General features: G+C 62.9%; 20 protein-coding genes. 12 read left to right on the plus strand and 8 right to left on the minus strand.

Annotated features, from left to right (window positions below; genetic code table 11):
• The first annotated feature begins 24 nt into the window (after nucleotides 1-24).
• Entirely contained in the window at nucleotides 25-2,016 is a 1,992-nt protein-coding gene (locus NKI69_RS15355; RefSeq protein WP_352721850.1) for a heme lyase CcmF/NrfE family subunit, read from the plus strand.
• A complete protein-coding gene (locus NKI69_RS15360; RefSeq protein WP_352721852.1) occupies nucleotides 2,013-2,477 on the plus strand; it encodes a cytochrome c-type biogenesis protein in 465 nt (154 codons plus the stop codon). The genes NKI69_RS15355 and NKI69_RS15360 overlap by 4 nt, the downstream gene beginning before the upstream one ends.
• Here NKI69_RS15360 and NKI69_RS15365 read toward each other — a convergent pair.
• On the minus strand, nucleotides 2,474-2,782 hold the full coding sequence (locus NKI69_RS15365) for a type II toxin-antitoxin system RelE/ParE family toxin (RefSeq protein ID WP_128303003.1): 309 nt from the start codon (nucleotides 2,780-2,782) through the stop codon (nucleotides 2,474-2,476). The genes NKI69_RS15360 and NKI69_RS15365 overlap by 4 nt on opposite strands.
• Nucleotides 2,779-3,048, minus strand: a complete 270-nt coding sequence (locus tag NKI69_RS15370) for a CopG family ribbon-helix-helix protein (protein WP_023812816.1) — start codon at nucleotides 3,046-3,048, stop codon at nucleotides 2,779-2,781. Before NKI69_RS15370 ends, NKI69_RS15365 begins: the two co-directional genes overlap by 4 nt.
• A gap of 196 nt (nucleotides 3,049-3,244) precedes the next feature.
• On the opposite strand from NKI69_RS15370, the gene NKI69_RS15375 reads away from it, so the two are divergent.
• From NKI69_RS15375 to NKI69_RS15390, 4 genes are all read left to right on the plus strand, one after another.
• Nucleotides 3,245-4,798: a Do family serine endopeptidase gene (locus NKI69_RS15375; RefSeq protein WP_352721854.1), complete on the plus strand. Its 1,554-nt coding sequence runs from the start codon at nucleotides 3,245-3,247 to the stop codon at nucleotides 4,796-4,798.
• 350 nt (nucleotides 4,799-5,148) lie between these two features.
• Entirely contained in the window at nucleotides 5,149-5,823 is a 675-nt protein-coding gene (locus tag NKI69_RS15380) for a response regulator transcription factor (RefSeq protein WP_352721856.1), read from the plus strand.
• A 7-nt stretch (nucleotides 5,824-5,830) separates the two neighbouring features.
• Nucleotides 5,831-7,309, plus strand: a complete 1,479-nt coding sequence (locus tag NKI69_RS15385; RefSeq protein ID WP_352721858.1) for a sensor histidine kinase — start codon at nucleotides 5,831-5,833, stop codon at nucleotides 7,307-7,309.
• Nucleotides 7,309-10,269, plus strand: coding sequence for a bifunctional [glutamine synthetase] adenylyltransferase/[glutamine synthetase]-adenylyl-L-tyrosine phosphorylase (locus NKI69_RS15390; protein ID WP_352721860.1), 2,961 nt, complete (start codon nucleotides 7,309-7,311; stop codon nucleotides 10,267-10,269). The genes NKI69_RS15385 and NKI69_RS15390 overlap by 1 nt, the downstream gene beginning before the upstream one ends.
• Before the next feature lie 484 nt (nucleotides 10,270-10,753).
• Here NKI69_RS15390 and NKI69_RS15395 read toward each other — a convergent pair whose 3' ends face one another.
• The 3 genes from NKI69_RS15395 to pepN all read right to left on the minus strand — a co-directional run bounded on the left by NKI69_RS15395 (nucleotide 10,754) and on the right by pepN (nucleotide 16,277).
• On the minus strand, nucleotides 10,754-11,014 hold the full coding sequence (locus tag NKI69_RS15395; protein ID WP_023812822.1) for a type II toxin-antitoxin system prevent-host-death family antitoxin: 261 nt from the start codon (nucleotides 11,012-11,014) through the stop codon (nucleotides 10,754-10,756).
• Nucleotides 11,015-11,122: 108 nt separating this feature from the next.
• Nucleotides 11,123-13,444, minus strand: a complete 2,322-nt coding sequence (locus NKI69_RS15400) for a PAS domain-containing sensor histidine kinase (RefSeq protein WP_352721862.1) — start codon at nucleotides 13,442-13,444, stop codon at nucleotides 11,123-11,125.
• A gap of 187 nt (nucleotides 13,445-13,631) precedes the next feature.
• The gene (gene pepN, locus NKI69_RS15405) at nucleotides 13,632-16,277 is read right to left on the minus strand and encodes an aminopeptidase N (protein ID WP_352721864.1); all 2,646 of its coding nucleotides are present in this window, start codon (nucleotides 16,275-16,277) and stop codon (nucleotides 13,632-13,634) included.
• Nucleotides 16,278-16,433: 156 nt separating this feature from the next.
• On the opposite strand from pepN, the gene NKI69_RS15410 reads away from it, so the two are divergent.
• Both NKI69_RS15410 and NKI69_RS15415 read left to right on the plus strand, forming a co-directional pair.
• A complete protein-coding gene (locus NKI69_RS15410; RefSeq protein ID WP_352721866.1) occupies nucleotides 16,434-18,740 on the plus strand; it encodes a xanthine dehydrogenase family protein molybdopterin-binding subunit in 2,307 nt (768 codons plus the stop codon).
• A 71-nt stretch (nucleotides 18,741-18,811) separates the two neighbouring features.
• Nucleotides 18,812-19,714, plus strand: a complete 903-nt coding sequence (locus tag NKI69_RS15415; protein ID WP_245273271.1) for a DMT family transporter — start codon at nucleotides 18,812-18,814, stop codon at nucleotides 19,712-19,714.
• Here NKI69_RS15415 and NKI69_RS15420 read toward each other — a convergent pair whose 3' ends face one another.
• Both NKI69_RS15420 and NKI69_RS15425 read right to left on the minus strand, forming a co-directional pair.
• Nucleotides 19,715-20,527 (minus strand): helix-turn-helix domain-containing protein, encoded by an 813-nt coding sequence (locus NKI69_RS15420; RefSeq protein ID WP_023812827.1) that lies wholly within the window; start codon nucleotides 20,525-20,527, stop codon nucleotides 19,715-19,717.
• 92 nt (nucleotides 20,528-20,619) lie between these two features.
• Nucleotides 20,620-21,489, minus strand: a complete 870-nt coding sequence (locus NKI69_RS15425) for a uracil-DNA glycosylase (protein WP_023812828.1) — start codon at nucleotides 21,487-21,489, stop codon at nucleotides 20,620-20,622.
• 352 nt (nucleotides 21,490-21,841) lie between these two features.
• Between NKI69_RS15425 and NKI69_RS15430 the strand changes: the two genes are divergently transcribed.
• Both NKI69_RS15430 and NKI69_RS15435 read left to right on the plus strand, forming a co-directional pair.
• The gene (locus NKI69_RS15430) at nucleotides 21,842-22,219 is read left to right on the plus strand and encodes a hypothetical protein (protein WP_023812829.1); all 378 of its coding nucleotides are present in this window, start codon (nucleotides 21,842-21,844) and stop codon (nucleotides 22,217-22,219) included.
• A 35-nt stretch (nucleotides 22,220-22,254) separates the two neighbouring features.
• On the plus strand, nucleotides 22,255-22,416 hold the full coding sequence (locus NKI69_RS15435) for a hypothetical protein (RefSeq protein WP_155930594.1): 162 nt from the start codon (nucleotides 22,255-22,257) through the stop codon (nucleotides 22,414-22,416).
• Between the two features lie 187 nt (nucleotides 22,417-22,603).
• Here NKI69_RS15435 and NKI69_RS15440 read toward each other — a convergent pair whose 3' ends face one another.
• Nucleotides 22,604-23,248, minus strand: coding sequence for a hypothetical protein (locus NKI69_RS15440; protein WP_023812832.1), 645 nt, complete (start codon nucleotides 23,246-23,248; stop codon nucleotides 22,604-22,606).
• 10 nt (nucleotides 23,249-23,258) lie between these two features.
• On the opposite strand from NKI69_RS15440, the gene NKI69_RS15445 reads away from it, so the two are divergent.
• A complete protein-coding gene (locus NKI69_RS15445) occupies nucleotides 23,259-23,405 on the plus strand; it encodes a hypothetical protein (protein WP_155930595.1) in 147 nt (48 codons plus the stop codon).
• Between the two features lie 63 nt (nucleotides 23,406-23,468).
• Entirely contained in the window at nucleotides 23,469-25,148 is a 1,680-nt protein-coding gene (locus NKI69_RS15450) for an electron transfer flavoprotein-ubiquinone oxidoreductase (protein WP_352721869.1), read from the plus strand.
• Nucleotides 25,149-25,198: the final 50 nt, after the last annotated feature.

A 25,198-nucleotide genomic window follows, 5' to 3' on the forward strand; every position in this document is an offset into this window, starting at 1 on the left:
GGAGAGCGACAATGGATCACGGGCATGGTTGAAACGGGACATTTCGCCCTCGTCCTGGCGTTTGCGCTTTCGCTGGTGCAGACGGTGGTGCCGCTGTTTGGCGCGCGCCTGAACAACCAGCGCCTCATGGCCGTCGGCGGTCCGGTCGCAGTGACCGGCTTTGCCTTGACGGCGCTGTCCTTCGCAGCGTTGGCGAGTGCCTATGCAAGCTCCGATTTCTCGGTGGCAAGCGTGTGGGAAAACTCGCATTCCTTGCAGCCGTTGATCTACAAGATCACCGGAACTTGGGGCAATCATGAAGGCTCGATGCTGCTTTGGGTGTTGATCCTGACCTTCTTCGGCGCGCTCGTCGCCGCTTTCGGCTCCAACCTGCCGGCGACGCTGCGCGCCAATGTGCTTGCGGTGCAAGGCGCCATCGGCGCCGCCTTCTTCCTGTTCATCCTGGCGACGTCCAATCCGTTCATCCGGCTCAATCCGGCGCCGATCGAAGGCCGCGATCTCAACCCGATCCTGCAGGATCTCGGCCTCGCCATTCACCCGCCTTTTCTCTATCTCGGCTATGTCGGCTTCTCGATCTGTTTTTCCTTCTCGGTTGCCGCTCTCATCGAAGGCCGCATCGACGCGTCCTGGGCACGCTGGGTGCGGCCGTGGACGCTGGTCGCCTGGATGTTCCTGACCGGCGGCATCGCCATGGGATCGTACTGGGCCTACTACGAGCTCGGTTGGGGCGGTTTCTGGTTCTGGGATCCGGTCGAGAACGCCTCCTTCATGCCGTGGCTGGCGGGGACCGCGCTGCTCCATTCGGCCATCGTCATGGAAAAGCGCTCGGCGCTGAAGATCTGGACGCTGCTGCTCGCCATCCTGACCTTTTCGCTGTCGCTGCTCGGCACCTTCCTCGTGCGTTCAGGCGTGCTGACCTCGGTGCACGCCTTTGCCACCGATCCGACGCGCGGCGTGTTTATCCTGTGCATACTGACGCTGTTTATCGGCGGCTCGCTGGCGCTGTTTGCGCTGCGCGCTTCCCGGGTGACGACCGGCGGCCTGTTCCAACCGATTTCCCGAGAAGGGGCGCTGGTCCTCAACAATCTGTTCCTGACGACGGCGACGGCGACCGTCCTCGTGGGCACACTCTATCCGCTCGCCGTCGAAGCCTTTTCAGCCGACAAGATCTCGGTCGGCGCGCCGTTCTTCAATCTCACCTTCGGACCGCTGATGGTGCCGCTGCTGCTCGTGGTTCCGTTCGGGCCTTTGCTGGCCTGGAAGCGTGGCGATGTCTTCGCCGTCGCGCAGCGCCTTATGGTGGCCTTTGCAGCGGCGCTGCTGGCGACGCTGGTCACCGTTCTGTTCATCGACGGCGCCTCGGTGTTCGCAGCCCTGGGCGTTGGCCTTGCCGTCTGGCTGATCCTTGGCGCGCTCACCGACCTCGCCGTCAAATCGGGGGTCGGCAATGTCGCAGCGGGGATCATGGTCAGGCGCTTGCTCGGCCTGCCGCGCTCGGTCTTCGGCACCGCCTTCGCTCACCTTGGCTTGGGCCTGACCACGCTCGGCATCGTCGGCACACTTTGCTTCGGCACCGAGAAGATCCTGTCGATGCATGCCGGTGAGACCGTCGAACTCTCCGGCCATACGCTGCGTTTCGTCGGGCTTTATCCGGCCCAGGGACCGAATTACAGCGAGGATCTCGGCCGCTTCGAACTGATCGGCATCAGCGGCAGCCCTGTTGGCGAAATCAGCTCCGCCAAACGGTTTTATCCGGTGCGGCAGATGACGACGACGGAATCGGGCATCAGGACGATTGGTTTCTCGCAGCTCTACATCTCGCTCGGCGACGAGGGCAATGACGGTTCCGTCGTCGTGCGTTTGTGGTGGAAGCCGCTGGTGACGTTGATCTGGGGCGGCGGCCTGATGATGATGGCGGGCGCGGCGATGTCACTGATGGACCGGCGCCTGCGCGTCGGCGCGCCGTCGCGGCGGCGCAAGCAGGCGAGCGCGGTGCCATCCGCGACCCTGCCATGAACGCGCGGCTTTCTCTGACCTCCATTATCCTGCTGCTGGCGCTGTACTTTGCCGGCACGGCCTCGGCGGTGAAGCCTGACGAGGTGCTGCCTGATCCAACGCTGGAGGCGCGGGCGCGGGCGCTGTCGGAAGGCTTGCGCTGCATGGTCTGCCAGAACCAGTCGATCGACGAATCCGATGCCGACCTTGCCCGCGACTTGCGCGTCCTTGTGCGTCAGCGCCTCGTCGCCGGCGACACCGACCAGCAGGTCATGGACTACGTGGTTTCGCGCTATGGCGAGTTCGTGCTGCTGAAGCCGCGTTTCGACCTGCGCAATGCGTTGCTATGGGGCACGCCCGTCCTGCTGTTGCTGATAGGAGGCGTTTTCATCGTGCTGACCGCGCGGTCGCGCCGCGTGCTGGCGACCAATGCGTTGACCACTGAGGAACAGGCGGCGCTGGACAAGATACTAGGCAATTAGCTTGGCCATTCCTCCGAGGGCCAGTCTCGCGACGTGTGAATGACGCGCAGGATAACGACGCTCTGACGGCCAGCGATTGGGCGCAACTCATAGGCAATGATGTAGGGCAGGCGGTCGATGAGCTTCTCATATGTGCCTGTCACTCGGCCTGGGCGGCCCGTCGCCATCTCACCAAGGCCCTGGCCCATTTCATGAATACGATCCGCCAGGCGTCGGGCGGCAGCAGGATTGTCCTGAGCGATAAAGGCAACTTGCTGCTTAAGATCGTCCAGCGCTTCTCGCGACCAGGCGACGAACCGCTTCACGCCTTGCCCAAGCGCCTGGCTTCCGCCGATTCGATGACTGCGTCGATTTCCGCCATCGCATCGTCGTGAGGCACGACACGGCCAGCCGCCGCATCTTCCATGCCGCGTTTGATGCCTTCAATGATATCGAGTTCGCGATCGACGTAGGCCGAGACCGCCTCGGCGGCGAGGAACGATTTGCTACGCCGGGTGTCGGTGGCGATCCGCTCCAGCTTCAGCTTGGTTTCGGGAGAGACCCGGATGGTCATGGTGGTGCTTGCTGTCATTTATGAAAGCCTTGTGCTGAGTTGTGTACAAGATAGCACATCGGACATGGCAGCCAAGGGGATTGTACGTCCCCTGACTCCCAAACATTACCAAAGTTTCATGTGTCGGAAATGGCGCTGTAATGTGTGCCGCTCTAATTCTCCTTTCCTGAGGATGCCGACCAAGCAGCGTCCGTTGAAAGAGGATAAGAAATCCATGAATATTGCCCCCAATTCATATTCGGTCACCCGCAAGCGTCTCATGGCTGCCGTCGCATCTGTCGCGGTGGCCGGTGCGATCGGCGTTGGCGCGCTGACCAGCGGAACCAGCCCTGTTCTGGCCGATGCCGTGCGCGTCGAGGCGCCGCAGGTGCCGGGCTTCGCCGATGTCGTCGAGCGCGTTTCTCCCGCCGTTGTCAGCGTCAAGGTCAAGGCCAAGATCAGCCCGGCCGCCGATGATGGCTCCGACCCGTCCGACGACCAGGATGGCATGAACAACCTGCCCAACAATCCACAGCTGCGCCGCTTCTTCAAGGAATTCCGTGGCTTTGGTGACCAGGACGGCCAGGGTGGCGGCAACAGGCGCTTCAGCCACCGCGACCGCAACAACGACCAGCCGCGGCCGGTTGCTCAAGGGTCCGGCTTCTTCATCTCGGATGACGGCTACCTCGTCACCAACAACCACGTCGTTTCGGAAGGCTCGGCCTTCACCGTGGTGATGCATGACGGCAAGGAACTCGACGCCAAGCTGGTCGGCACCGACCCGCGCACCGATCTCGCCGTGCTTAAGGTCGACGGCGTCGGCAAGTTTACCTATGTCGACTTCGCCGATGACTCCAAGGTTCGCGTCGGCGACTGGGTGGTGGCCGTCGGCAATCCGTTCGGCCTTGGTGGAACCGTCACCGCCGGCATCGTCTCCGCCCGCGGCCGTGACATCGGCGCTGGCCCTTATGACGACTTCATCCAGATCGACGCATCGGTCAACCGCGGCAATTCTGGCGGCCCGACCTTCAACCTCAACGGCCAGGTCGTCGGCATCAACACCGCGATCTTCTCGCCGTCCGGCGGCAGCGTCGGCATCGCCTTCGACATTCCCGCTTCGACCGCCAAGCAGGTCGTTCAGGACCTGATGAAGAGCGGTTCCGTGCAGCGCGGCTGGCTCGGCGTCGAAATCCAGCCGGTCACCTCCGACATCGCTGAGTCGCTTGGTCTGAAGTCCAACAACGGCGCACTGGTTTCCAGCGCGCAGGACGATGGTCCCGGCAAGAAGGCGGGCATCACGGCCGGTGACGTGATCACCCAGGTCGACGGCAAGGACGTCGCTTCGCCGAAGGAACTGGCACGGTTGATCGGCGCCTTCTCGCCTGGCAAATCGGTCGACGTCACCGTGTGGCGCGACGGCAAGAGCCAGACGGTCAAGGTCGATCTCGGCAAACTGCCTTCGAGCGACAAGCAGGCCTCTGTCGATCAGCAGCAGCCCGCCGCCCCGGCCAAGCCCGACACGCTGGCCGATCTCGGCCTGACCGTTACCAAGTCTGAAAACGGCAAGGGACTGGTGGTGACCGATGTCGATCCCGACAGCGACGCCGCCGATCGCGGCATCCAGCCGGGCGACGTCATCACGTCAGTCAATTCGACCGAAGTGAACGGCACCGAAGACGTCACCAAGGCGATGACCGAAGCAGTCAAATCCGGCCGCAAGGCAGTGCTGATGCAGATCACCCGCGACGACACCAATCGGTTCGTCGCGCTGCCCGTCGCCAAAGGCTGAGGTCGGTCCCGGAGCGTTCTCTCGGCCTTTCCAGGTGGGTGAGGGCGTTCCGGCGGCAGGTTGGACTTTTCCAGTGCGGCAGTTTCAATACCCCGAGCCGCCGTGCGGGAAAGCATGGAGGAGCGCGCGTTAGTCAGTCATCGCGCCTTCCCCCGGCGGCAGCGGGCTTCCCATCGTCCGCTGCCGCACACTTTCAAAAGCGCTTCCGCGATCCGATGCAAACGACATCGGCGGCGAGCAGCTTTATCGCGCACGGCTTCGGGCAATCTTGATCGCGGTGCGCTTTGGCAAAGGCCACAATGCAGATGTCTGCCACTCAACCTTCCGGCGAAATCGCGTATAACAGCCCTATGAAGATTCTCGTCATAGAAGACGATCGCGAGGCTGCGGATTACTTGCAGAAAGCCTTTGCCGAGGCCGGTCACACCGCTCATGTCGCCGGTGACGGCGAAACCGGCTTTGCGCTCGCCGACGCCGGCGACTACGACGTGATGGTGATCGACCGGATGATGCCGCGTCGCGACGGCCTGTCGGTCATTGCCGGTCTCCGGTCCAGGGGCAACACGACGCCGGTGCTGATCCTGTCGGCGCTCGGCGAGGTCGATGATAGGGTCACGGGGCTGCGCGCCGGCGGCGACGACTACCTGACGAAACCCTATGCCTTCTCCGAGCTTCTCGCCCGCGTTGAGGTTCTGAACCGTCGCCCCAGCGCCAAGGAAGCCGAAACCGTCTACCGCGTCGGCGATCTCGAACTCGACAGGCTGTCGCATTCGGTCCGCCGTGCGTCACGCGAGATAACGCTGCAGCCGCGTGAATTCCGCTTGCTCGAATATCTGATGCGGCATGCCGGCCAGGTGGTGACACGCACCATGCTGCTGGAAAATGTCTGGGACTACCATTTCGATCCGCAGACCAATGTCATCGACGTTCATGTCTCCCGGCTGCGCGGCAAGATCGAGAAGGGCTTCGACAAGCCCATCCTGCATACGGTTCGCGGCGCCGGCTATATGCTGAAGAGCGGCTAGCTGCGGCATGGCTCTTTCCGTGCCAGCCATCATGAAGACGACGGCAGCCCGGCTTTCGGCGCTCTACTTCCTGCTCTTCGCGCTGTGCGCGGTGGCACTCGTCTTCTACATGACGTCGCTGTCGGCGCGAATGCTGACCGCGCAGACGCAGGAGACCATCAATGACGAAGTGCTCGGCCTTGCCCGCGCCTACCAGCGCGGTGGCCTGCCGATCCTGGTGCGCGTGGTGGAACAGCGCTCGCGCCAGCCCGGCGCCAACCTTTACCTGATCGCCGACGCCAACGGCCAAATCCTGACCGGCAATGTGCAGAGCCTGGAGCCGGGCGTTCTCGAGAACGAAGGCTGGACCAGCAGTCCGTTCTCTTATCAGCGCTTTGGCGAGGGAGAGCTCGAGCGCCTGCGCAACCTTCCCGCCGAGCAGGGTACCACCACCCAATCCGAGCAGAACGATGCGCAGGCGCAGGGCGAAAAGGGCCACAACGCCATTGCGCTGGTGCTGCGGCTGCCGAACCAGATGATCATGCTGGTCGGCCGCGACCTTGGCGAGCCGGAGCGGTTTCGTGCGGTCATCCGCCGTGCGCTGATGCTGGCGCTCGGCATGATGGGACTGGGCGGATTGCTGATCTGGTTTTTTGTCGGCCGCGCCGCGCTGAAGCGCATCGACAGCGTGTCGGAAGCCAGCCGCCGCATTATGGGCGGCGATCTGTCGGGCAGGCTGCCGGTGACGGGGGTTGGCGATGAGTTCGACCGGCTCTCCGAAAATCTCAATGCCATGCTGGCCAGGATCGCCGCGCTGAATGAAGGCTTGAAGCAGGTTTCCGACAACATCGCGCATGATCTGAAGACGCCGCTGACCCGGCTGCGCAACCGGGCCGAAGCGACGCTTTCGGGCAAGCAAAAGGCTACCGACTACCGGCAGGCGCTGGAAGGCACCATTGCCGAGTCAGACCAGTTGATAAAAACCTTCAACGCCATCCTGATGATCTCCCGGCTGGAGGCTGGCTACTCCTCGGAGAACACCAACCGCGTCGATCTGGCGGAGGCCGTGCGCGATGTCGTCGAACTCTACGAGCCGGTGGCGGAAGAGGCAGGCGTGTCACTGGAAGCAGACGCGCGCAAGGCGGCGTCCGTCGACGGCAACCGCGAACTGATCGGCCAGGCGCTGTCGAACATCGTCGACAACGCCATCAAATATTCCACCGGCGCCAATGCCCAGCCGGCGGTGCGCGTCACGCTGGAGCGAACCGGTGCGGACGTTCGCCTGTCGGTTACCGACAATGGACACGGCATTCCCGACGATGGCGACCGCGCGCGCGCCACGGAACGTTTCGTGCGGCTGGAGAAGAGCCGTTCGCAGCCGGGTTCCGGTCTTGGCCTCAGCCTCGCCAAGGCGGTCATGACGTTCCACAATGGCCGGCTTGAACTCTTGCCTGGCAATCCTGGACTATCCGTGGTCATGAGTTTCCCGGCTCGGGAGGATCACTGATGAGCACTGCAGCGAAGCGGGTGGAGACTGGATGGCGGCTGAAGCCGGCTGCCAGGCTTGCCCCGCTCGACAAGGACCGTGCGCGGCTGGAACTGGCCGAGATCGCTTCCGCCGCGCGCGAAGAAGGACTGACGCGGCTGGCCAAGTTCCTGGCAGGCAAAGGGGAGGGCCAGGATTTCCTTGCCGCCGTCTTCGATCTGTCGCCGTTCCTGCGCGATACCGCACGTCGCCGGCCGCAAATCCTGGACGGGCTGTTCGAGCAGACGATCGAGGCTCGGCTGAAGGCGATCGGCGCCGCCATCGACCAGGTGCATCCAGCCGAAGCAGTCTCGGAATCCGGCCTGATGATGGAGCTGCGCCAGTGGAAGGCGGAGGCGCATTTCCTGATCGCGCTGGCCGATCTTGCCGGCGAGGCCGAAACGGCGCTGACGGTCCGGCGATTGAGCGATCTTGCAGACGCCTGCACCCGTGCGGCCGTCGACTTCCTGCTGCGTGACGCGCATGGCCAGGGCAAACTCAAACTGCCGGATGTCGGCAATCCATCGAAACAGTCGGGCTGGATCCTGCTCGGCATGGGTAAGCTCGGCGCGCATGAGCTGAATTTTTCCTCCGACATCGATCTGGTGGTTTTCTTCGATCCGGAAGCGCCCGCCGTCGTCGATCCGCTCGACGCCACCGAGTTGTTTTCGAGGCTGACGCGCCGCCTGGTGCGCATCCTGCAGGACCGCACCGAACACGGTTATGTCTTCCGCACCGATCTGAGACTGCGCCCAGACCCCGGTTCGACACCGCTGGCGATCCCGGTCGAGGCGGCACTGCGCTACTATGAAGCACGCGGCCAGAACTGGGAGCGCGCCGCGATGATCAAGGCACGGCCGGTGGCAGGCGATCTGGCCGCGGGTGCGGCCTTCCTCAAGGAGTTGCAGCCCTATATCTGGCGCAAATACATGGACTACGCGGCGATTGCCGACGTCCATTCGATCAAGCGCCAGATCCACGCCCACAAGGGCCATGGCGAGATTGCGGTCAAAGGCCACAACGTCAAGCTTGGCCGCGGCGGCATTCGAGAGATCGAGTTCTTCGTCCAGACCCAGCAGCTCATCGCCGGCGGACGCTTCCCTGAACTGCGTGGCCGCGAGACCGTGCCGATGCTCGGCGAGCTTGCGACCCGCGGCTGGATCACCGCCGAGGCGCGCGATGCGCTCGCCCGCCAGTACTGGTTCCTGCGCCGCGTCGAACACGCCGTGCAGATGGTTGCCGACGAGCAGACGCACACGCTGCCGGAAGATGATGAAGGCCTGGAGCGCATCGCCTACATGCTCGGCTTTGCCGATGCTTCTGCCTTTTCTCAAGCGTTCCGTGCCTCGCTGCAGCAGGTCGAACGTCACTACGCGGCACTGTTCGAAACAGCACCCGAACTGTCGACCGGCATCGGCAACCTGGTCTTCACCGGCGATGTCGACGATCCCGATACGCTGCAGACCTTGCACGGGCTCGGCTTCCAGCGGCCAAGCGACATCTGCCGCGTCATCCGTGGCTGGCATTTCGGCCGCTATCGCCTCACCCAGTCGGCGGAGGCACGCGAGCGGCTGACGGAACTGACGCCGGCGCTGCTGCGCGCCTTCGGCCAGACGCGCCGGGCCGACGAAGCTCTGATGCGCTTCGACGAGTTTCTCGCCGGCCTGCCGGCTGGCATCCAGCTGTTCTCCCTGCTGCAGTCCAATCCTGCCCTGCTGAAGCTTCTGGCGACGATCATGGGGGCCGCCCCCCGGCTGGCGGCGATCATCACCCGCAGGCCGCATGTCTTCGATGGTTTGCTCGACCCGGCCTTGCTCACCGAACTACCGGACCGCGCCTATCTGTCGGCGCGGCTTTCCGCCTTCGTCGAGGGCGACCGACTTTACGAGGATGTGCTCGACCGGCTGCGCATTTTTGCCTCCGAGCAGAAATTCCTGATTGGTGTCCGGCTGCTCGCCGGCTCGATCGATCCGGCGCGGGCCGGCCGCGCCTTTTCCGATCTGGCGGATCTCACCATCGAGGCTGCGTTGAAGGCGGTGACGGCCGAATTCGCGGCACGCCACGGCATCATTGCCGGCGGCGTGGTTTCGCTGCTCGGCATGGGCAAGCTCGGCAGCCGCGAGTTGACTGCCGGATCGGATGTCGACCTGATCCTGCTCTACGACCACGCGCCGGATGCCGAAGAGTCCAACGGCGACAAGCCGCTGGCGCCTTCGCATTACTACACCCGCATGACGCAAAGGCTGATCGCGGCGGTGTCCGCGCCGACGGCGGAGGGCGTGCTCTACGAACTCGACCTGCGCCTGCGGCCGTCCGGCAACAAGGGGCCGGTGGCCACCCATATCGATGCCTTCAAGAAATACCAGCGCCAGGAAGCCTGGACCTGGGAACACATGGCGCTGGCCCGCGCCCGCGCCATTGCCGGCGACGCCAGCCTGTGCGGCGAGGTTGAAGCGGAAGTGGCGACGGTGCTTGGACAGCCGCGCGACGCCGCCAAGGTGATGGCCGAGGCTGCGGACATGCGGGCCATGATCGAGAAGGAAAAGCCGCCGCGCGATCTCTGGGACATCAAGCTTATTCCCGGAGGATTGATCGATCTGGAATTCATCGCCCAGGTGGCCGTCATCACCGGGCAGGTCGAGACCGGGCGCCGCGCCACCGGCACCGCCGAGATCCTGTCGCGCCTCGCACCGGGCTTCGCCGATGCCGGGATAAGGCAGGAGCTTGGCGATGCCTACGCGCTCTATCTTGCACTGACCCAGATGACGCGGCTGTGCCTCACCGGAGCCTTTGAGCGCGACGACGTTCCGCCGGGGCTTTCGGATCTGCTTCTGGCGGTGACCGACTTGCCGGATTTCGGTGTGCTGGAAGCACACCTCAAGGAGACGTCGCAGAAGGTCAGGAAGGACTTTGATCTTTTGTTTCGTTCGGGATCACCGTGAAGCGATCGTCCCTTGGAATTGAAGACGTTTCGTGTTTCCAGTCTCATGCAGCTACTCTGTTCGCCGAATCTGCCGGAGCGCGCGGCGTGCGTGAGCCTGCAAAATTCTCTCCCGCAGATAGGCGTAGAAGCGCGGCGGCAGCATACCATAGTCGAATCGGGACGGTTTGCTTCTCGCGATGGGCCTGAGATCGGGACCCGGCGAGAGGAAGTCATTGGTTTCGGTCACGACGATCCATGACGGCGTGTCATCGAGGCAGAGATGGGCTTTGAGTGGCGCAGGTATTTCTACTGCATCGGCAGGATCAGCCGGTGGCGAGTGTGTGACCGGAACGACCGTTATGACTTCACGGCCCTCCACGACCCGGCGCGCGGCGACAATGGCGCATGGTCGGTTTTTGCGACCTTCTTCGGCACCCTTTCGTGTTCTCTCACCCAGAGGTAAGAATAGGAAATCACCAGACCCGGGATAGGTTTGGGCAGGCTCACGGTGTCCAGTCTTTGAGCATCGCATCGAGCCCGGCATATTCGCTCGGTACGGCGCTTTCGGCGATGGCGTTCAGCGTCTCATCATCCAGTTCTTCCGCGTTACGGGCGACTCGTCCCTTGACCAACACCTCGAACATCGCCGCCGACAGGAGTACCGTGTGGGTCCGGCCATTCTTTGTGATTGCGACCGGCGCACGCTGGGCAGCGTCCTGAAAACGCCCGACATTCTGCTGGAATTCTGTTGAAGTCACTCGCATGACAAAGTCTACCTTTCTTATCTAAGGTGGATAAAATAGATAACTTTGTCAAAGCGTTTCACCTCGCGTCCATGAGGTGGGATCAGGCCTGGGATGGTGATAAAATATTCACGCTGCAACCTTGATCGCCGGCACGGCCCTCTTCACCGGAATGCGCACCGACACGATCGTGCCGACACCTTCGCTCGACCGGATCTTCAGCGCGCCGCCCTGAAGCTCGGCCAGCGAACGTGAGATGGCAAGGCCAAGGCCAGACCCGGCATGGCTCTTGGAGAACTGGTTCTGCACCTGCTCGAAGGGCCGTCCTAGCTTGCCGAGCGCCTCCTTGGGAATGCCGCAGCCATTGTCCTCGATCGTCAGCACCAGCGCGCCGGATGTGTTGCGGGCCCTGACCGATATGTGGCCGCCCTGGCCGGTGAATTTCACCGCATTGGACAAAAGGTTGATGACGATCTGCTTGATCGCGCGGCGATCGGCGACCAGCGTCAGCGCATCGGCAATGCGCGTTTCCACGGTGATGGCCTTTTGCGCCGCCTGCAGCGAGACGACGCGAACCGTTTCGCTGATCAGCGGGCCAAGATCGATCTCTTCCCGGTCCAGCGAAAACTGGCCGGCCTCGATCTTGGACATGTCGAGAATGTCGTTGATGACGCCCAGGAGATATTTGCCGCTGCTGTTGATGTCGGTGGCATATTCTTCGTAGCGCTCCGATCCGAGCGGGCCGAACAGCCCTTGTTCCATCAGTTCGGAGAAGCCGATGATCGCGTTCAGCGGCGTGCGCAACTCATGCGACATGTTGGCCAGGAATTCGGATTTGGCCCGGTTCGCCGCTTCGGCCCGTTCGGTTTCCTTCATGTATTTGCGGTTGAGGTCGACCAGTTCGCGCGAGCGCTCCTCTTCGGCCCGCCGCGCGAGGCTGAGATCATGGATCGTTGCCATCAGCCGGCGCTCGCTGTCGACCAGCTTCTCCTGGTGCAGCTTGATCTGGGTGATGTCGGAGCCGACCGAGACGATGCCGCCGTCCCGGGTCTTCAGTTCGTTGACCTGCAGCCAGCGGCCATCGGCCAGCTGCCGCTCGAAAGTGGCGCCGCCCTGCAGACCGCTGGTGTGGGCAAGCCGCCGTTCGGAAGCAAAGGCCAGCATGCGTTCTTCCAGCGCTGCGCGCGCGGTGCCCGGCATCACGTCGCGGTCCGAAAGCCCGTTGTCCTGCTGGTATTTGGAATTGCACATGATCAGGCGCTGCGTCGAATCCCACAGCACGAAGGATTCGTTGATGTTCTCGATCGCCGTTCTGAGGCGAAGGTCGGCAGCCTCGGAACGCAGCGCCAGATGACGCTGTTCGGTGACGTCGACGGCAATTCCGATCAGCTGGATCTCCGGGGCTACCGGATCGATGACCTGCGCCCGTGCGCGCATCCAGATCCATTGGCCGTCGGCGTGGCGCATGCGGAACACCTGGTCGATGTGGTCGATCTCGCGTGCGACGATTCTGTTGGCGAGCTCGAACAGGTCGCCGTCCTCGGGATGGATGATCTGATCGACCTCGCCGAAGGACAGCATCGTGTCGCAGGGTTTGTAGCCGAGCATGTCGTACATCGAGCGCGACCAGTACATCTTGCCGCGCACCATGTCCCAGTCCCACAGGCCGCAGCGGCCGCGAACCAGCGCCATGTCGATGCGCTGATGCGCTTCGAGGTAGATGCGGTCGGCCGCCTGCGCACGCGCGGCCTGGCCGAAATAGGCATAGAGGATGACGATCAGCACGCCGGCCGTCAGCACGAACAGGGTGACGTTCAGCGAAACGGTCTTGCGCCAGGCATCGAAAACCGCGTCCTGTGGCACCAGGGCCGCCGATGCGCCCTTTCCGCCATCCGCCAGGCTGACCGCGGCGTACCAGTCCCGTCCGCCGATGTTGACGTCCATGACGCCGGCACGATCGCCGAACATGAACAAGGGCTGGCCGCCCTCGACGAGGCCGTCCAGCGAATGGCCCTGCCATGGCATCGAGCGCGGCGTGACCGCGACGATCTTGAAAGCGCTGTCGGTGATGACAAGCACATGGCTGCGGCCCATCGCGCCCTGACGGCTGGTGGTCTCCAGCAGATCCTGTATGGCGCCGGGCACCGTTTCCGAGGTGGTGGCGAGCGAACTGGCCAACTGGCCCGCCGCCAGCGTCAGGATCGCCTTGGCATTGCGCTCGACATCGTAGCGCTCGTTCATCAGTGACAGCACGCGCAGCGCTGCGATGACGATCAGGAAGGTGATGATGAGGGCGGGTATTGATCGGCGCAGCAGCGGCTCGGCGGCCAGAAGCCGCCGGTAGGCCGGTTCGGCGATGAGCCGCGTATTCCCGGCAAGACCGTCGCCGCGCGTCTCGCGATGCGCAAAAACCGTCCCTCCGGGCGCGCCCCACGCGTCCGCCTTCGCCATAAATGGCACTCCCCGAATTTGCCTATGCTGCTTGGCGATCCGGCAAACGCCGCACATCCGAATCGTCAGTAAAGAATCAAAGGTGATTCGCCTTGTCCAGTGGTCCGGCGAAAAAAGATTAAAAATCGACTAAAATAACGCCGAAATGGTCGATCTCCCCCACGAGCAAGGGGGGAGATCGCTCTCCCTAAGCCAGCGTGCGCTCGACGATATCGCGCAGATCCGCCGACAGGTTTTCGGCGCCGGCGATCGACAGCAGCGCTTCCCTGGCCTTGGCTTGCCGCAAAGGTTCGAGTGAACGCCACGATCTGAGCGCCGTCGCCAGCCTTGCCGCCACTTGCGGGTTGCGTTTTTCGACCTCGAGCACAGTCTGAGCAAAGAACCAGTAGCCTTCGCCGTCAGCACGATGGAAGCCGGTCTGGTTGGCGCTGGAGAAGGTGCCGATCAGCGAGCGAACTCGATTTGGATTGCCCATCGAGAAGGCCGGGTGGTTGGTCAGGGCCTTCACGGTGTCGACGGTTTGCGGCCCCGGAACGCTGGCCTGGATCTGGAACCATTTGTCCATGACCAGCGGGTCGGACCCATAGGTCGTCTCGAAAGCCGCCAGCGCCTCGACCGCCTCGGGCGAACCGTGGTGACGATGCGCGAGCACGGCAAGTGCTGCCGCGCGGTCGGTCATGTTGGTAGCCGACTGGAAATGCCCGGCAGCGAGTGCTGCTCCACCCGGCTGCAGCGACAGATAATCCAGCAAGGTGTTGCGCAAGGCGCGTCGTCCGGCGCTCGCCGCGTCGGGGCTGAACGCTTCTCTGTCGGCAAGGCTGCGGTAGAGGCCCGAAAAAACGTCCCGGTTCGCAGTGCCGATCGCCAACGCCAGTGCCTCGCGAGCCGCATAGATGGCATTGGGGTCGATGTTCCTGCCGATGTCGCGGGCAATGTCGGCTTCGCCGGGCAATGCCAGCGCCAGTGCTCGATAGGCCGGCTCCAGCGTATCGTCACCGGCGATGCTGCCGGCGAGTTCGATCAGCCGCGGTGCAAAGGCCGGCTGCTTGCCGCCGAGGACCTCGCGGAAAGCGGTGATCAGCGCATCGGTCAGCAATGTGTTGAAGGCCTGCCAGCGCGAGAAGGCGTCGCTGTCATGGCGGGCGAGAAAGAACTGGTCGTCGGCTTTCTGCTCGACGGACAATGTCACCGGCGCCGAAAAGCCGCGGTTGAGCGACACGGCCGGGCGCTCAGTGACGCCTGAAAACCGCACCATGTGGCGACGCTTGCGGATATGGATGACGCCGTCCTCGACGCCGGCGCCTTCGACGCCGCTATACGGCACAGGATTGCCGCCGGCGCCGATCAGGCCGAAAGCCAGCGGGATGTGCATCAGCCGCTTGCGGCTTTCGGACGGTGTCGGCGGCACCGACTGCTCGATTTCGAGCGTGAATTCTTGCGCGGCCGGATTGTGCGTCGAACTGATCGTCAGGTTCGGCGTGCCTGCCTGATGATACCAGAGCGCGAACTGCGACAGGTCGCGGCCGGACGTATCCTCGAACACCTTGATGAAATCCTCGATCGTCGCCGCGTCACCGTCGTGTCGCTCGAAATAGAGGTCCATGCCGGCGCGAAAGACGTCGGCACCGAGAATTGTGCGGATCATGCGCACCACTTCGGAGCCCTTCTCGTAGACCGTCGCGGTGTAGAAATTGTTGATTTCGCGGTAGCGGCGCGGCCGCACCGGATGCGCCAGCGGACCTTGGTCCTCGGGAAACTGGTGGGCGCGCAAGGTGCGCACTTCGGCGATGCGCTTGACCGCGCGCGAACGCTGGTCGGCAGAGAATTCGTGATCGCGGAAAACCGTCAGGCCTTCCTTCAGGCAGAGCTGGAACCAGTCGCGGCAAGTGATTCTGTTGCCTGTCCAATTGTGGAAATACTCATGCGCGATGATCGCCTCGATATTGGCGAAATCGGCGTCCGTCGCGGTCTCCCGGTCGGCCAGCACATACTTGTCGTTGAAGATGTTGAGGCCCTTGTTCTCCATCGCGCCCATGTTGAAGTCGGACACGGCGACGATGTTGAAGACGTCGAGATCGTATTCGCGGCCGAACGCCTCCTCGTCCCATTTCATCGACCGCTTCAGGGCATCCATCGCGTAGCCGGCCAGCTTCTCCTTGCCGGGCTCGACATAGATGCCGAGTTCGATCGTGCGGCCCGATAGCGTGACGAAACTGTCTGCAAGCTGGCCGAGATTGCCGGCCACCAGCGCGAACAAATAGGACGGCTTGGGGAAAGGGTCGTGCCACACTGCATAGTGCCAGCCGTCGCCGAGGTCGCCCCTGTCGACCGGGTTGCCGTTGGACAGGAGCAGCGGCGCTTCGTCACGTATTGCCTCTATGCGCACCGTGTAGACGGACAGGATGTCGGGACGATCGAGGAAATAGGTGATGCGGCGAAAGCCCTCGGCTTCGCATTGCGTGCAGTAGACATGGCTCGAGCGGTAGAGGCCCATCAGGGCTTCGTTGCCGGCCGGCGCCACCTCGGTCTCTATGAGCAACTGGAAGCGACGCGCCGCCGGCGGCTTGAGGATGGTCAGTTGATCGGGCGTCGCCAGCAGATCCGCCGGCTTTACCTTGTTGCCGTCGATCTCTATGCGCTTGAGGGTCAGCCCGTCGCCGTCGAGCACCAGGGGTGCCGACACGGAGACGTCGTCACGACGCTCTATCGTGAGCACGGCGGTGACACGCGTTGCGTCTGGCGAAAGGCGGAAGGTAAGGTCGGTTTTCGGAATGAGGTAGTCGTTGGGGCGATAGTCTTCGAGTTTGAAGACCTGGCCGGTGTCCGTGCGCATTCCGTGGGTTTTCCTGTCGATTGCGTTGGCGGCGGATTGTGTCCGCTGGTCCAAGAAATTTGAAGTCCGCGCTCTTTACACGAAACCGCCCCTCGACAAAACTGAGGCAATGCCTATTTCAGGCGTTCCTTCTCCTGTCATCATCACGAGGCATCCATGACCGTCGTCACACCGAAATTCGGCATGGGCGCATCCGTGCTGCGGCGCGAGGATGCCGCCTTCATCCAGGGCCAGGGCCGCTATACCGACGACATCCAGCCGGCTGGCGTCCTGCATGGCTATGTCCTGCGCTCGCCGGTCGCCAAGGCCAGCTTCACCATCGGTTCGACCGAGGCGGCGAAGGCGGCACCTGGCGTCCATCTGGTGCTGACCGGCAAGGATCTTGCCCATCTCGGCGATCTGAAATCCGGCGTCATGCAGGAACAGCCGGACGGCACCAAGGCTCCGACGCGCGACATCCCGATCCTGTGCCGCGACCGCGTCAACTATGTCGGCGATGCCGTTGCCTTCGTCGTCGCCGACAGCCGAGCCTTGGCGCAGGATGCCGCCGAACTGATCGATGTCGACTATGACGGCGAAGACGCGGCCTCGGGGACGGCAAATGCACTTGCCGAAGGCACGCCGCTGGTCTGGCCGGAGCTTGGTTCCAACCGCGCCTTCAGCTACCACATGGGCGACAAGAAAAAGACCGAAGCGGCTTTCGCCAAGGCCGCCCATGTCACCCGCATCGAGTTCGTCAACAACCGGCTGGTGTGCAACTACATGGAGCCGCGCTCCGCGATCGGCGAATGGAACGTCGAGGAGAAGCGCTTCGTGCTGACCACCGGGTCGCAAGGCGTGCACTCCATGCAGTATATCCTGGCCAGCGTGTTCAAGATCAAGAAAGACCAGCTGCGCGTCATCACGCCTGATGTCGGCGGTGGTTTCGGGCCGAAGAGCTTCGTCTACCGCGAATATCCGCTGGTGCTGGAAGCGGCAAAGCGGCTTGGCCGCCCGGTGAAATGGGCCGGCGACCGCACGGAACACTTCCTGACCGACGCGCAAGGGCGCGACAATTTCGTCACGGCCGAAATGGCGCTGGACAAGGACGGCCGCTTTCTCGGCATGAAGGTGGACCTGCTCGCCAACATCGGCGCCTATATCTCGCAATACGGTCCGTTCATCCCCTATATCGGCGTCACCATGTCGACCGGTGTCTATGATATCCAGGCGCTCGACGTCTCGGTGACCGGCCTCTACACCAACACCTGCCCGGTCGATGCCTATCGCGGTGCCGGCCGACCGGAAGCAGCCTTCCTGCTGGAAAAGCTGGTCGATGCCTGCGCCCACGATCTCGGCCTGCCTGTCGAGGAGATCCGCCGCCGCAACTTCATCCGGCCGGAGCAATTTCCCTATCGGACGCAAACCGGCCGCCTCTACGACACCGGTGAATTCGAAGGCCATATGGAGCGCGCCATTGAGCAATCCGAATGGAAAGCGTTTCCGGAGCGGCTGGCGCAATCGAAGGCCGGCGGAAAAATCCGCGGTCTCGGCATGGCGACCTATATCGAGGCCTGTGCCTTTCCGGGCTCCGAACCGGCCTTCGTCGAACTCAATGGCGATGGCACGGTGACGCTGAAGATCGGCACCCAGACCAACGGGCAGGGGCACGCCACCGCCTATGCACAGTTCCTGTCGGAAAAGCTCAATCTCGACATCGACAAGATCCATGTCCGCCAGGGCGACACCGACGAATTGAAGGCCGGCGGTGGCACTGGCGGCTCGCGCTCCATTCCGCTGGGGGGTGTATCGGCTTCCCGCGCGGGCGAGGATCTGGCCAACAAGATCAAGCGCATCGCAGCCGACGAACTGGAGGCTTCTGCCGGCGACATTGAGCTGTCTGATGGTGTTGCCCGCATCGTCGGCACCGATCGCTCGATCGATTTTTCCGCTATCGCCAAGGCCGCCAAGACATCAGACGATCTCAAGGGCTTTGGCGAGTTCGTGCAGGACGAATGCACCTATCCCAACGGCACCCATATCTGCGAGGTCGAGATCGATCCCGACACCGGCGCGACCGAGATCGTCCGCTACACCATCGTCGACGATTTCGGCGTCACCGTGAACCCGATCCTGCTCGCCGGCCAGGTGCATGGCGGCGTCGTGCAAGGTATCGGCCAGGCACTGACCGAGGACACTATCTATGGCGAGGATGGACAGCTTTTGACGGCGAGCTTCATGGATTACGCCATGCCGCGCGCCGACAATTTCCCGTTCTTCCATTTCGAGACCCGCAACGTGCCTTCGACCACCAATGCACTCGGCATCAAGGGCGCGGGCGAGGCCGGCACCATCGGCTCGACGCCTGCGGCACTCAATGCGGTGACCGACGCGCTCTGGCGCGCTTATGGCGTCAAGCACATCGACATGCCGGCAACGCCGGCGCGTATCTGGACGACGATCCGGGAAGCGTCGGGAGCGTGAGAGCAGGCCCCGGCAGCCCCTCGGCCACAGCCGGCGATGATGCCGGCGGGCACGACACGCTTACCGGCATCATGCTCAAGATCGTGTCGGTGGCGGTCTTCGTCGGAATGCAGACCTGCATCAAAGCCGCAGGCACGGTTCCGGCCGGCCAGATTGTCTTCTTCCGCTCTTTCTTCGCCATCTTCCCGATCATCGCCTTCCTGGCCTTCAGGAAAGAACTCGGCACTGCCTTCACCACCAGGCGTCCGTTCAACCACATCGCCCGCGGCCTTGTCGGCGTCTGCGCCATGGGGCTCGGCTTTTTTGCGTTGACCCGGCTGCCGCTGCCGGAAGCGATCACGCTGAACTACGCGCAGCCGCTGCTGGTGGTGGTGTTCAGCTCGATCTTCCTCGGCGAGGCCATCCGTGTCTATCGCTGGAGCGCGGTCGCGGTCGGCCTGGTCGGCGTGCTGATCATCTCCTGGCCGGAACTGACGCTGCTGAGTTCCGACGAGGCGCTCGACGATCAGGAAGTGCTTGGCGTCATGGCCGCTCTTGTCGCGGCGGCGATCTCGGCCGTCGCCATGCTCTTGGTGCGCAATCTCGTGCAAAGCGAGCGCACAGCGACCATCGTGCTGTGGTTTTCGGTGACGGCAAGCGTCATGTCGCTGCTGTCGCTGCCATTCGGCTGGCAGGCGCTGACGCCGCTCCAGGCAGCTCTCCTTGTTGCCGCCGGCTTCTGCGGCGGCCTCGGCCAGATCCTGATGACGGCGGCCTATCGCCATGCCGAGGCCTCGGTGGTGGCGCCGTTCGAATACACCTCGATGATCCTCGGCGTCGTCGTCGGCTATCTCGTCTTCGGCGACGTCGCCACGCTCCATATGCTTGTCGGCGGCCTGATCGTCGTCGCCGCCGGCATCTTCATCATCTGGCGCGAACGCCAGCTTGGCCTGGAGCGCACCCGCACGCGCAAGGCGTCTTTGCCTGAAGGGTGATTACGACAGCTCGGCTCGCTCCTTCGCCAACCGAACCAGCACTGTCCTCGTCTGTTCATCGGCGGGGAAAAACGATTCGATCGCCAGTTCCGAAAGCGTCACGTCGAGCGGCGTGCCGAAGACAGTGATGGTGCTGATGAACGACAGCACCTGATCGCCATGCGCCAGCCTGAGCGGATGCACGATGGCATTCGGCTCGACGGACACCGGCCGGCTGCCTTTCAAGCCGGACGGGTAACTGCGCAATTCGCGCTCCAATTCGACCAGCACAGGGTCACCGCTCGCGTCGTTCTGGTGTTTCAGGCGCTCGAGCAGATGCGTTCGCCATTCCTGAAGGTTGACGATGCGCGGTGCGATGCCGCCGGGATGCAGGCTGAGGCGAAGCACGTTGACCGGCGGCGTCAGCAGCGAAGCCTCGCTGACATCGTCAAGGAAGGGTGCAATGGCGGCATTGGCCGAAACCAGGTTCCAGTGGCGGTCGACGGCGAGTGCCGGGAAAGGCTCGTGGCCTTTGAGGACGATCTCGACGGCCGCCATCGCCGGCGCCAGCGTCGTGTCGGTCAGGGAGCGTTCGCCGAAGCTGGGCGCAAAACCGGCGGCGAGCAGCAATTGATTGCGTTGCCTCAGCGGTATCGACAATTGCTCGGCCAGATGCAGCACCATGTCGCGCGAGGGCGCGGCGCGGCCGCTTTCGACGAAGCTCAGATGCCGCTGCGAGATCTCGGCCTCCATGGCGAGGTCGAGCTGCGACATGCGGCGGCGGGTGCGCCATTCGCGAATGAGGCTGCCGGCGGACGTTTGGGGTGTTGTCATGAGGCATGATTAGGTCGAGAGCAGACGTATTTCAATTACCTCGGAGGTTATCGGTACGGCATCCATGTCGGAGATTGGCTACTCGCCAAGCCTCAGCCAACTTCCCGCAGCTTTGCCTTCACCTCGAGAAAATCCCGCCACGCCAGCTTCTTGTGCGCGGGCGTTCGCAAGAGATAGGCCGGGTGCAGCGTCGGCATTGCCGGAATGGCGATGCCGGATGCCGTCGTGTGGACGCGCCAGTTGCCGCGCAGCCGCAGGATGCCTTCACTCGTATTGAGCAGGGTTTTTGCCGACGGACCGCCAAGGTTGATCAGCACCTTCGGATTGACCAGTTCGATCTGCCGCTCGATGAATGGCCGGCAGATCTCGGTTTCGTGCGGCGTCGGCGTGCGATTGCCCGGCGGCCGCCACGGAATGACATTGGCGATATAGACCGAAGTGCGGTCGAGCCCGATCGCCGCCAGCATGCGGTCGAGCAGCCGGCCCGATCGGCCGACGAAGGGCAGGCCCTCGATGTCCTCGTCGCGGCCGGGTGCCTCGCCGACCAGCATGACGGCGGCTTCCGGGTTGCCGTCGGCGAACACCAGGTCCTTGGCGGTGGCCTTGAGATTGCAGCCGTCGAACGCCGCCATGTGCTGGCGAAGCTCGTCAAGCGTTGTTGCCGTCGTTGCCAATTGGCGGGCAAGTGCTGCCTGAATTTCGTCGGGAACCGTGGCCGACGGTGCGCGCAAAACAGGTGGCGCATTTGGCCTGTCGCCCCCTTCGGGGCGATTTGTCGAACGCTGCTGTGCGGCGGTGCCGCCCGCAGGCGCCGCGGTCGGCGCGCGCTCCGCCGGCTTTGGCGCAACCTCGGCAAACCGGTTCACCGGCTGGTCTTCAAGCGCCTCGTCGACGCCCGCGCTGGCATAAAAGGCCAGCAGGTCGGCAATATCAGGTCTGTTGTTTGGGGAAGCAGCAGTCATGGATTCACATTCGTCCGCGTGGCGGCAATTTGCAAGGCTGGCCTCTTGCTCCACCCCGTCGGTATGCGCGGATCCTGCACCAGATAGAAGGTCCATCTGGGCGTATAGTCGGTCATCAGGAAGGCGTGCACTTTTATCCCACGTGTCCATGCATCAAGAGTGGACCCGGAATGCGCACCTTCACCGAATGTATGCGTTCCAAACATGAGTCGAACAACGGAATTGCTGGACAGCGGTCAAAGGAAATAGTGCACTCTCACCGCATACTTGGGCGGCGCGCTGGTGGCAGGCTGAGATTCGGAGTAAAAGACAAGTGTGCGGGTGTCTGCACTTACACAGATCGGATATTGTAATGGCAACGGAGAAAATCGACAAACCAGAGGATTTCATAAATTCCTTTTCATTCCACGATGTTAGTTTGGACCGAATAAATATCGATTTCGATAGTCAGACTGCGAAGCTGGTTACACCGGATATGAATTGGAATTACGAAGGCAGCTGTGGATATGTTAAGAGACCGTGCAGCTTAATATTTGGAGGGGCAACCGCGTATTTCATAGACGTTATTGATTTGGAAGGAGTAAGAATAGGAGACATGAGCACAAATCTCATAGGCGAATTGATTTTGGCAAATATTAATCTTAATCTTGGGGGCGGCAGCTCTGGCCGGGGGCGAGGTCGTGGCAGTATTAGTTTTATGTTTAAAACTCTTGAAATAGCCGACATGTAATACCCGCCCCTACCGCCACGGGCGTCTCTCAGCGAATGGATCGGAATCACACCCTCCGGCCCGCGCCTTCCAATGTGCTGGCCACGCGTCTGTCGAGCGGTAGCGCCGAGATCGAGGTGCAGCCGAATTTCGAAGCGGTGTCCTACGTGATCAGCGATCTGACCGTTGTCACGCGGCTGCAGGGGATTCGGGGCTGATCGACCTCAACGCCGCTGACCAACCTGCTTGCCCAGCGTTTCGCCTCGCTTGGCGTTGATCCGGAGACGGCCAACTAGTTGGCGATCACAGTCGAATATTCCCGCAGCGGCGCCCGCATCTTTGCCGCAGCCGGGAGCGCAGGGAGCCACCGTTCGCGTGCCGGCATCGCTTAGATATCGGCATATTTCACCCCGTCGGTATGCGCGGATCCTGCACCAGATAGAAGGTCCAGCGCGGCGTGTAGTCGGTCATCAGGAATTCGAACCTGGCGGTTTTCAACGGGTCGACCTTGCCATTCCGGAACAGCAGCCGGTCATAGGGTTCGAAATCGCGATCGAAATCGGCGAAATTGCTCGACAAAATATTGTCCGGCGTCTTGTTGCGCTGGTCGAAGGAAAGCCCGTCGCCGAACACGCTCGGCCGATTCAGGATCTCCTGCAATTCGAACTGGAATTCGACCCAGGCCTGGCCGCTGTTGTTGAGCACCTCGATGCGCATATACATCATGCCGTTGGCGAATTCGCCGGCCTTGCCGAAGGCCTGGATCGGCTTTGTCGTGCGGATCGTCAGCGTCACCGGCGTTGACGAATTCAGCTCTTCGGTGATGACGAACGGATCGTCCTTCGTCCCGATGCCCGAGGCGCCGGTGATGCGAAAGCCGCCAAGCTCGTCGGAGAAGGAGTAGGCGCCTGCCGCCCAGACCTTCACTTCGTCGGCGGCAGCGTGATGCGGCGCCAGCATCAGAAGGGCCAAAAGGAGCGCCCGGCGGATCCGGCCGGGCGGGAAAAGAAAGCGCGTCGATGAAAAGCCGGCTGGCCCAGGAATGCGCATGGCGTGAAGTATGGCCGATAAGCAAGCCGTCGAACAATTAAAAACGCGCGCTTCGCAGGCAATGCCGGGCGAAAAGCAGTCTTCCAGCCTCGCAATGCGCGACTTTTTGGCCAAAACGGCATTGTCACGTATGCGCCGGTTTCCTGTCGTCAATTGATGCGCTATGCAGCGCGGGAGCCAGCAAGATACCCGAATGGGATAAGCCAGTGCGGAGGGGTTGATGAGCGACATCGAACGCGAAAGCATGGAATTCGACGTGGTTATCGTCGGCGCCGGACCGGCGGGCCTCGCCGCTGCCATCCGCCTCAAGCAGGTCAATCCCGAGCTTTCGGTCGTCGTCCTGGAGAAGGGCGGTGAGGTCGGCGCCCATATCCTCTCCGGCGCCGTTGTCGATCCGATCGGCATCGACCGGCTCTTGCCGGGCTGGCGCGATGAGGACGGCCATCCCTTCAAGACGCCGGTCACATCAGACCATTTCCTGGTCCTTGGTCCTGCCGGCTCGTTTCGCCTGCCCAACATGCTGATGCCGCCGCTGATGAACAATCACGGCAACTACATCGTCTCGCTCGGCAATGTCTGCCGCTGGCTGGCGACCAAGGCCGAGGCGCTCGGCGTCGAGATCTATCCGGGCTTTGCCGCTGTCGGCCTGCTCTACAATGAGCAAGGCGCCGTCACCGGCGTCGTCAGCGGCGACATGGGCATCGAGAAGGACGGAACGCACGGTCCGGGTTTCGCACCCGGCATGGCGCTGATGGGCAAATATGTGCTGATCGGGGAGGGCGCTCGCGGCTCGCTCGCCAAGCAGCTGATCGCCAGATACAAGCTTTCCGATGGCCGCGAACCGGGCAAATATGGCATCGGCCTGAAGGAACTCTGGCAGGTCAAGCCGGAGAACCACCGGCCGGGCTTGGTCCAGCATTCCTTCGGCTGGCCGCTTGACTTGAAGACCGGCGGCGGCTCGTTCCTCTACCACCTCGAGGACAATCAGGTGGCGGTCGGCTTCGTCCTCCACCTCAATTACAAGAACCCCTATCTGTCGCCGTTCGAGGAATTCCAGCGCTTCAAGACCCATCCGGCGATCAGCGGGACTTTCGACGGCGCCAAGCGCCTCGGCTATGGCGCGCGCGCCATCACCGAGGGCGGCTGGCAGTCGGTGCCGAAACTCTCCTTTCCCGGTGGTGCGCTGATGGGATGTGCGGCGGGCTTCGTCAACGTGCCGCGCATCAAGGGCTCGCACAATGCCGTGCTGTCCGGCATGCTGGCGGCCGAGCATGTCGCAGAGGCGATCGGTGCCGGGCGCGCCAACGACGAACTCGCTTCCTACGAGGAAGCCTGGCGCGCGACCGACATCGGCAAGGATTTGAAGAAGGTGCGCAACGTCAAGCCGCTGTGGTCGCGCTTCGGCACCATCGTCGGTGTCGGCCTCGGCGGCCTCGACATGTGGCTGAACACGCTGTTCGGTGTCTCGCCCTTCGGCACGCTGAAGCATGGCAAGGCCGACTATGCGACGCTCGAGCCTGCCGCCCAGCACAAGAAGATCGCCTATCCGAAGCCCGATGGCGTGCTGACCTTCGACAGGCTGTCCTCGGTGTTCCTGTCCAACACCAATCACGAGGAAAACGAGCCGGTCCACCTGCTTGTCGGCGACATGGAACTGCAGAAGCGGTCCGAGCACGATGTCTTTGCGGGCCCCTCGACGCGCTACTGTCCGGCCGGGGTTTACGAGTGGGTCGACAAGGATGGCAATGCCGCCGCCGATCCCACGGCCAAGGATGTGCGCTTCGTCATCAACGCGCAGAACTGCGTCCACTGCAAGACATGCGACATCAAGGACCCGAACCAGAACATCAACTGGGTGCCGCCGCAAGGCGGAGAAGGCCCGGTCTACCAGGGCATGTAGGCCCGCGCCGGCCACAGCGTGCAAAGACCCCGACGACGGCTCGGGGTCTC

Origin of the sequence: Mesorhizobium sp. M0491 (assembly GCF_040321265.1) — a bacterium.
GTDB lineage: Bacteria > Pseudomonadota > Alphaproteobacteria > Rhizobiales > Rhizobiaceae > Mesorhizobium.

Excerpts from the sequence above, each read along its gene's own strand:
- NKI69_RS15355 (WP_352721850.1), top strand. The coding sequence starts at position 25 with ATGGTTGAAACGGGACATTTCGCCCTCGTCCTGGCGTTTGCGCTTTCG.
- NKI69_RS15360 (WP_352721852.1), top strand. The coding sequence starts at position 2,013 with ATGAACGCGCGGCTTTCTCTGACCTCCATTATCCTGCTGCTGGCGCTG.
- NKI69_RS15370 (WP_023812816.1), bottom strand. The coding sequence starts at position 3,048 with ATGACAGCAAGCACCACCATGACCATCCGGGTCTCTCCCGAAACCAAG.
- NKI69_RS15375 (WP_352721854.1), top strand. The coding sequence starts at position 3,245 with ATGAATATTGCCCCCAATTCATATTCGGTCACCCGCAAGCGTCTCATG.
- NKI69_RS15380 (WP_352721856.1), top strand. The coding sequence starts at position 5,149 with ATGAAGATTCTCGTCATAGAAGACGATCGCGAGGCTGCGGATTACTTG.
- NKI69_RS15385 (WP_352721858.1), top strand. The coding sequence starts at position 5,831 with ATGGCTCTTTCCGTGCCAGCCATCATGAAGACGACGGCAGCCCGGCTT.
- NKI69_RS15390 (WP_352721860.1), top strand. The coding sequence starts at position 7,309 with ATGAGCACTGCAGCGAAGCGGGTGGAGACTGGATGGCGGCTGAAGCCG.
- NKI69_RS15395 (WP_023812822.1), bottom strand. The coding sequence starts at position 11,014 with ATGCGAGTGACTTCAACAGAATTCCAGCAGAATGTCGGGCGTTTTCAG.
- NKI69_RS15400 (WP_352721862.1), bottom strand. The coding sequence starts at position 13,444 with ATGGCGAAGGCGGACGCGTGGGGCGCGCCCGGAGGGACGGTTTTTGCG.
- pepN (WP_352721864.1), bottom strand. The coding sequence starts at position 16,277 with ATGCGCACGGACACCGGCCAGGTCTTCAAACTCGAAGACTATCGCCCC.
- NKI69_RS15410 (WP_352721866.1), top strand. The coding sequence starts at position 16,434 with ATGACCGTCGTCACACCGAAATTCGGCATGGGCGCATCCGTGCTGCGG.
- NKI69_RS15415 (WP_245273271.1), top strand. The coding sequence starts at position 18,812 with ATGCTCAAGATCGTGTCGGTGGCGGTCTTCGTCGGAATGCAGACCTGC.
- NKI69_RS15420 (WP_023812827.1), bottom strand. The coding sequence starts at position 20,527 with ATGACAACACCCCAAACGTCCGCCGGCAGCCTCATTCGCGAATGGCGC.
- NKI69_RS15425 (WP_023812828.1), bottom strand. The coding sequence starts at position 21,489 with ATGACTGCTGCTTCCCCAAACAACAGACCTGATATTGCCGACCTGCTG.
- NKI69_RS15430 (WP_023812829.1), top strand. The coding sequence starts at position 21,842 with ATGGCAACGGAGAAAATCGACAAACCAGAGGATTTCATAAATTCCTTT.
- NKI69_RS15435 (WP_155930594.1), top strand. The coding sequence starts at position 22,255 with ATGGATCGGAATCACACCCTCCGGCCCGCGCCTTCCAATGTGCTGGCC.
- NKI69_RS15440 (WP_023812832.1), bottom strand. The coding sequence starts at position 23,248 with ATGCGCATTCCTGGGCCAGCCGGCTTTTCATCGACGCGCTTTCTTTTC.
- NKI69_RS15445 (WP_155930595.1), top strand. The coding sequence starts at position 23,259 with ATGGCCGATAAGCAAGCCGTCGAACAATTAAAAACGCGCGCTTCGCAG.
- NKI69_RS15450 (WP_352721869.1), top strand. The coding sequence starts at position 23,469 with ATGAGCGACATCGAACGCGAAAGCATGGAATTCGACGTGGTTATCGTC.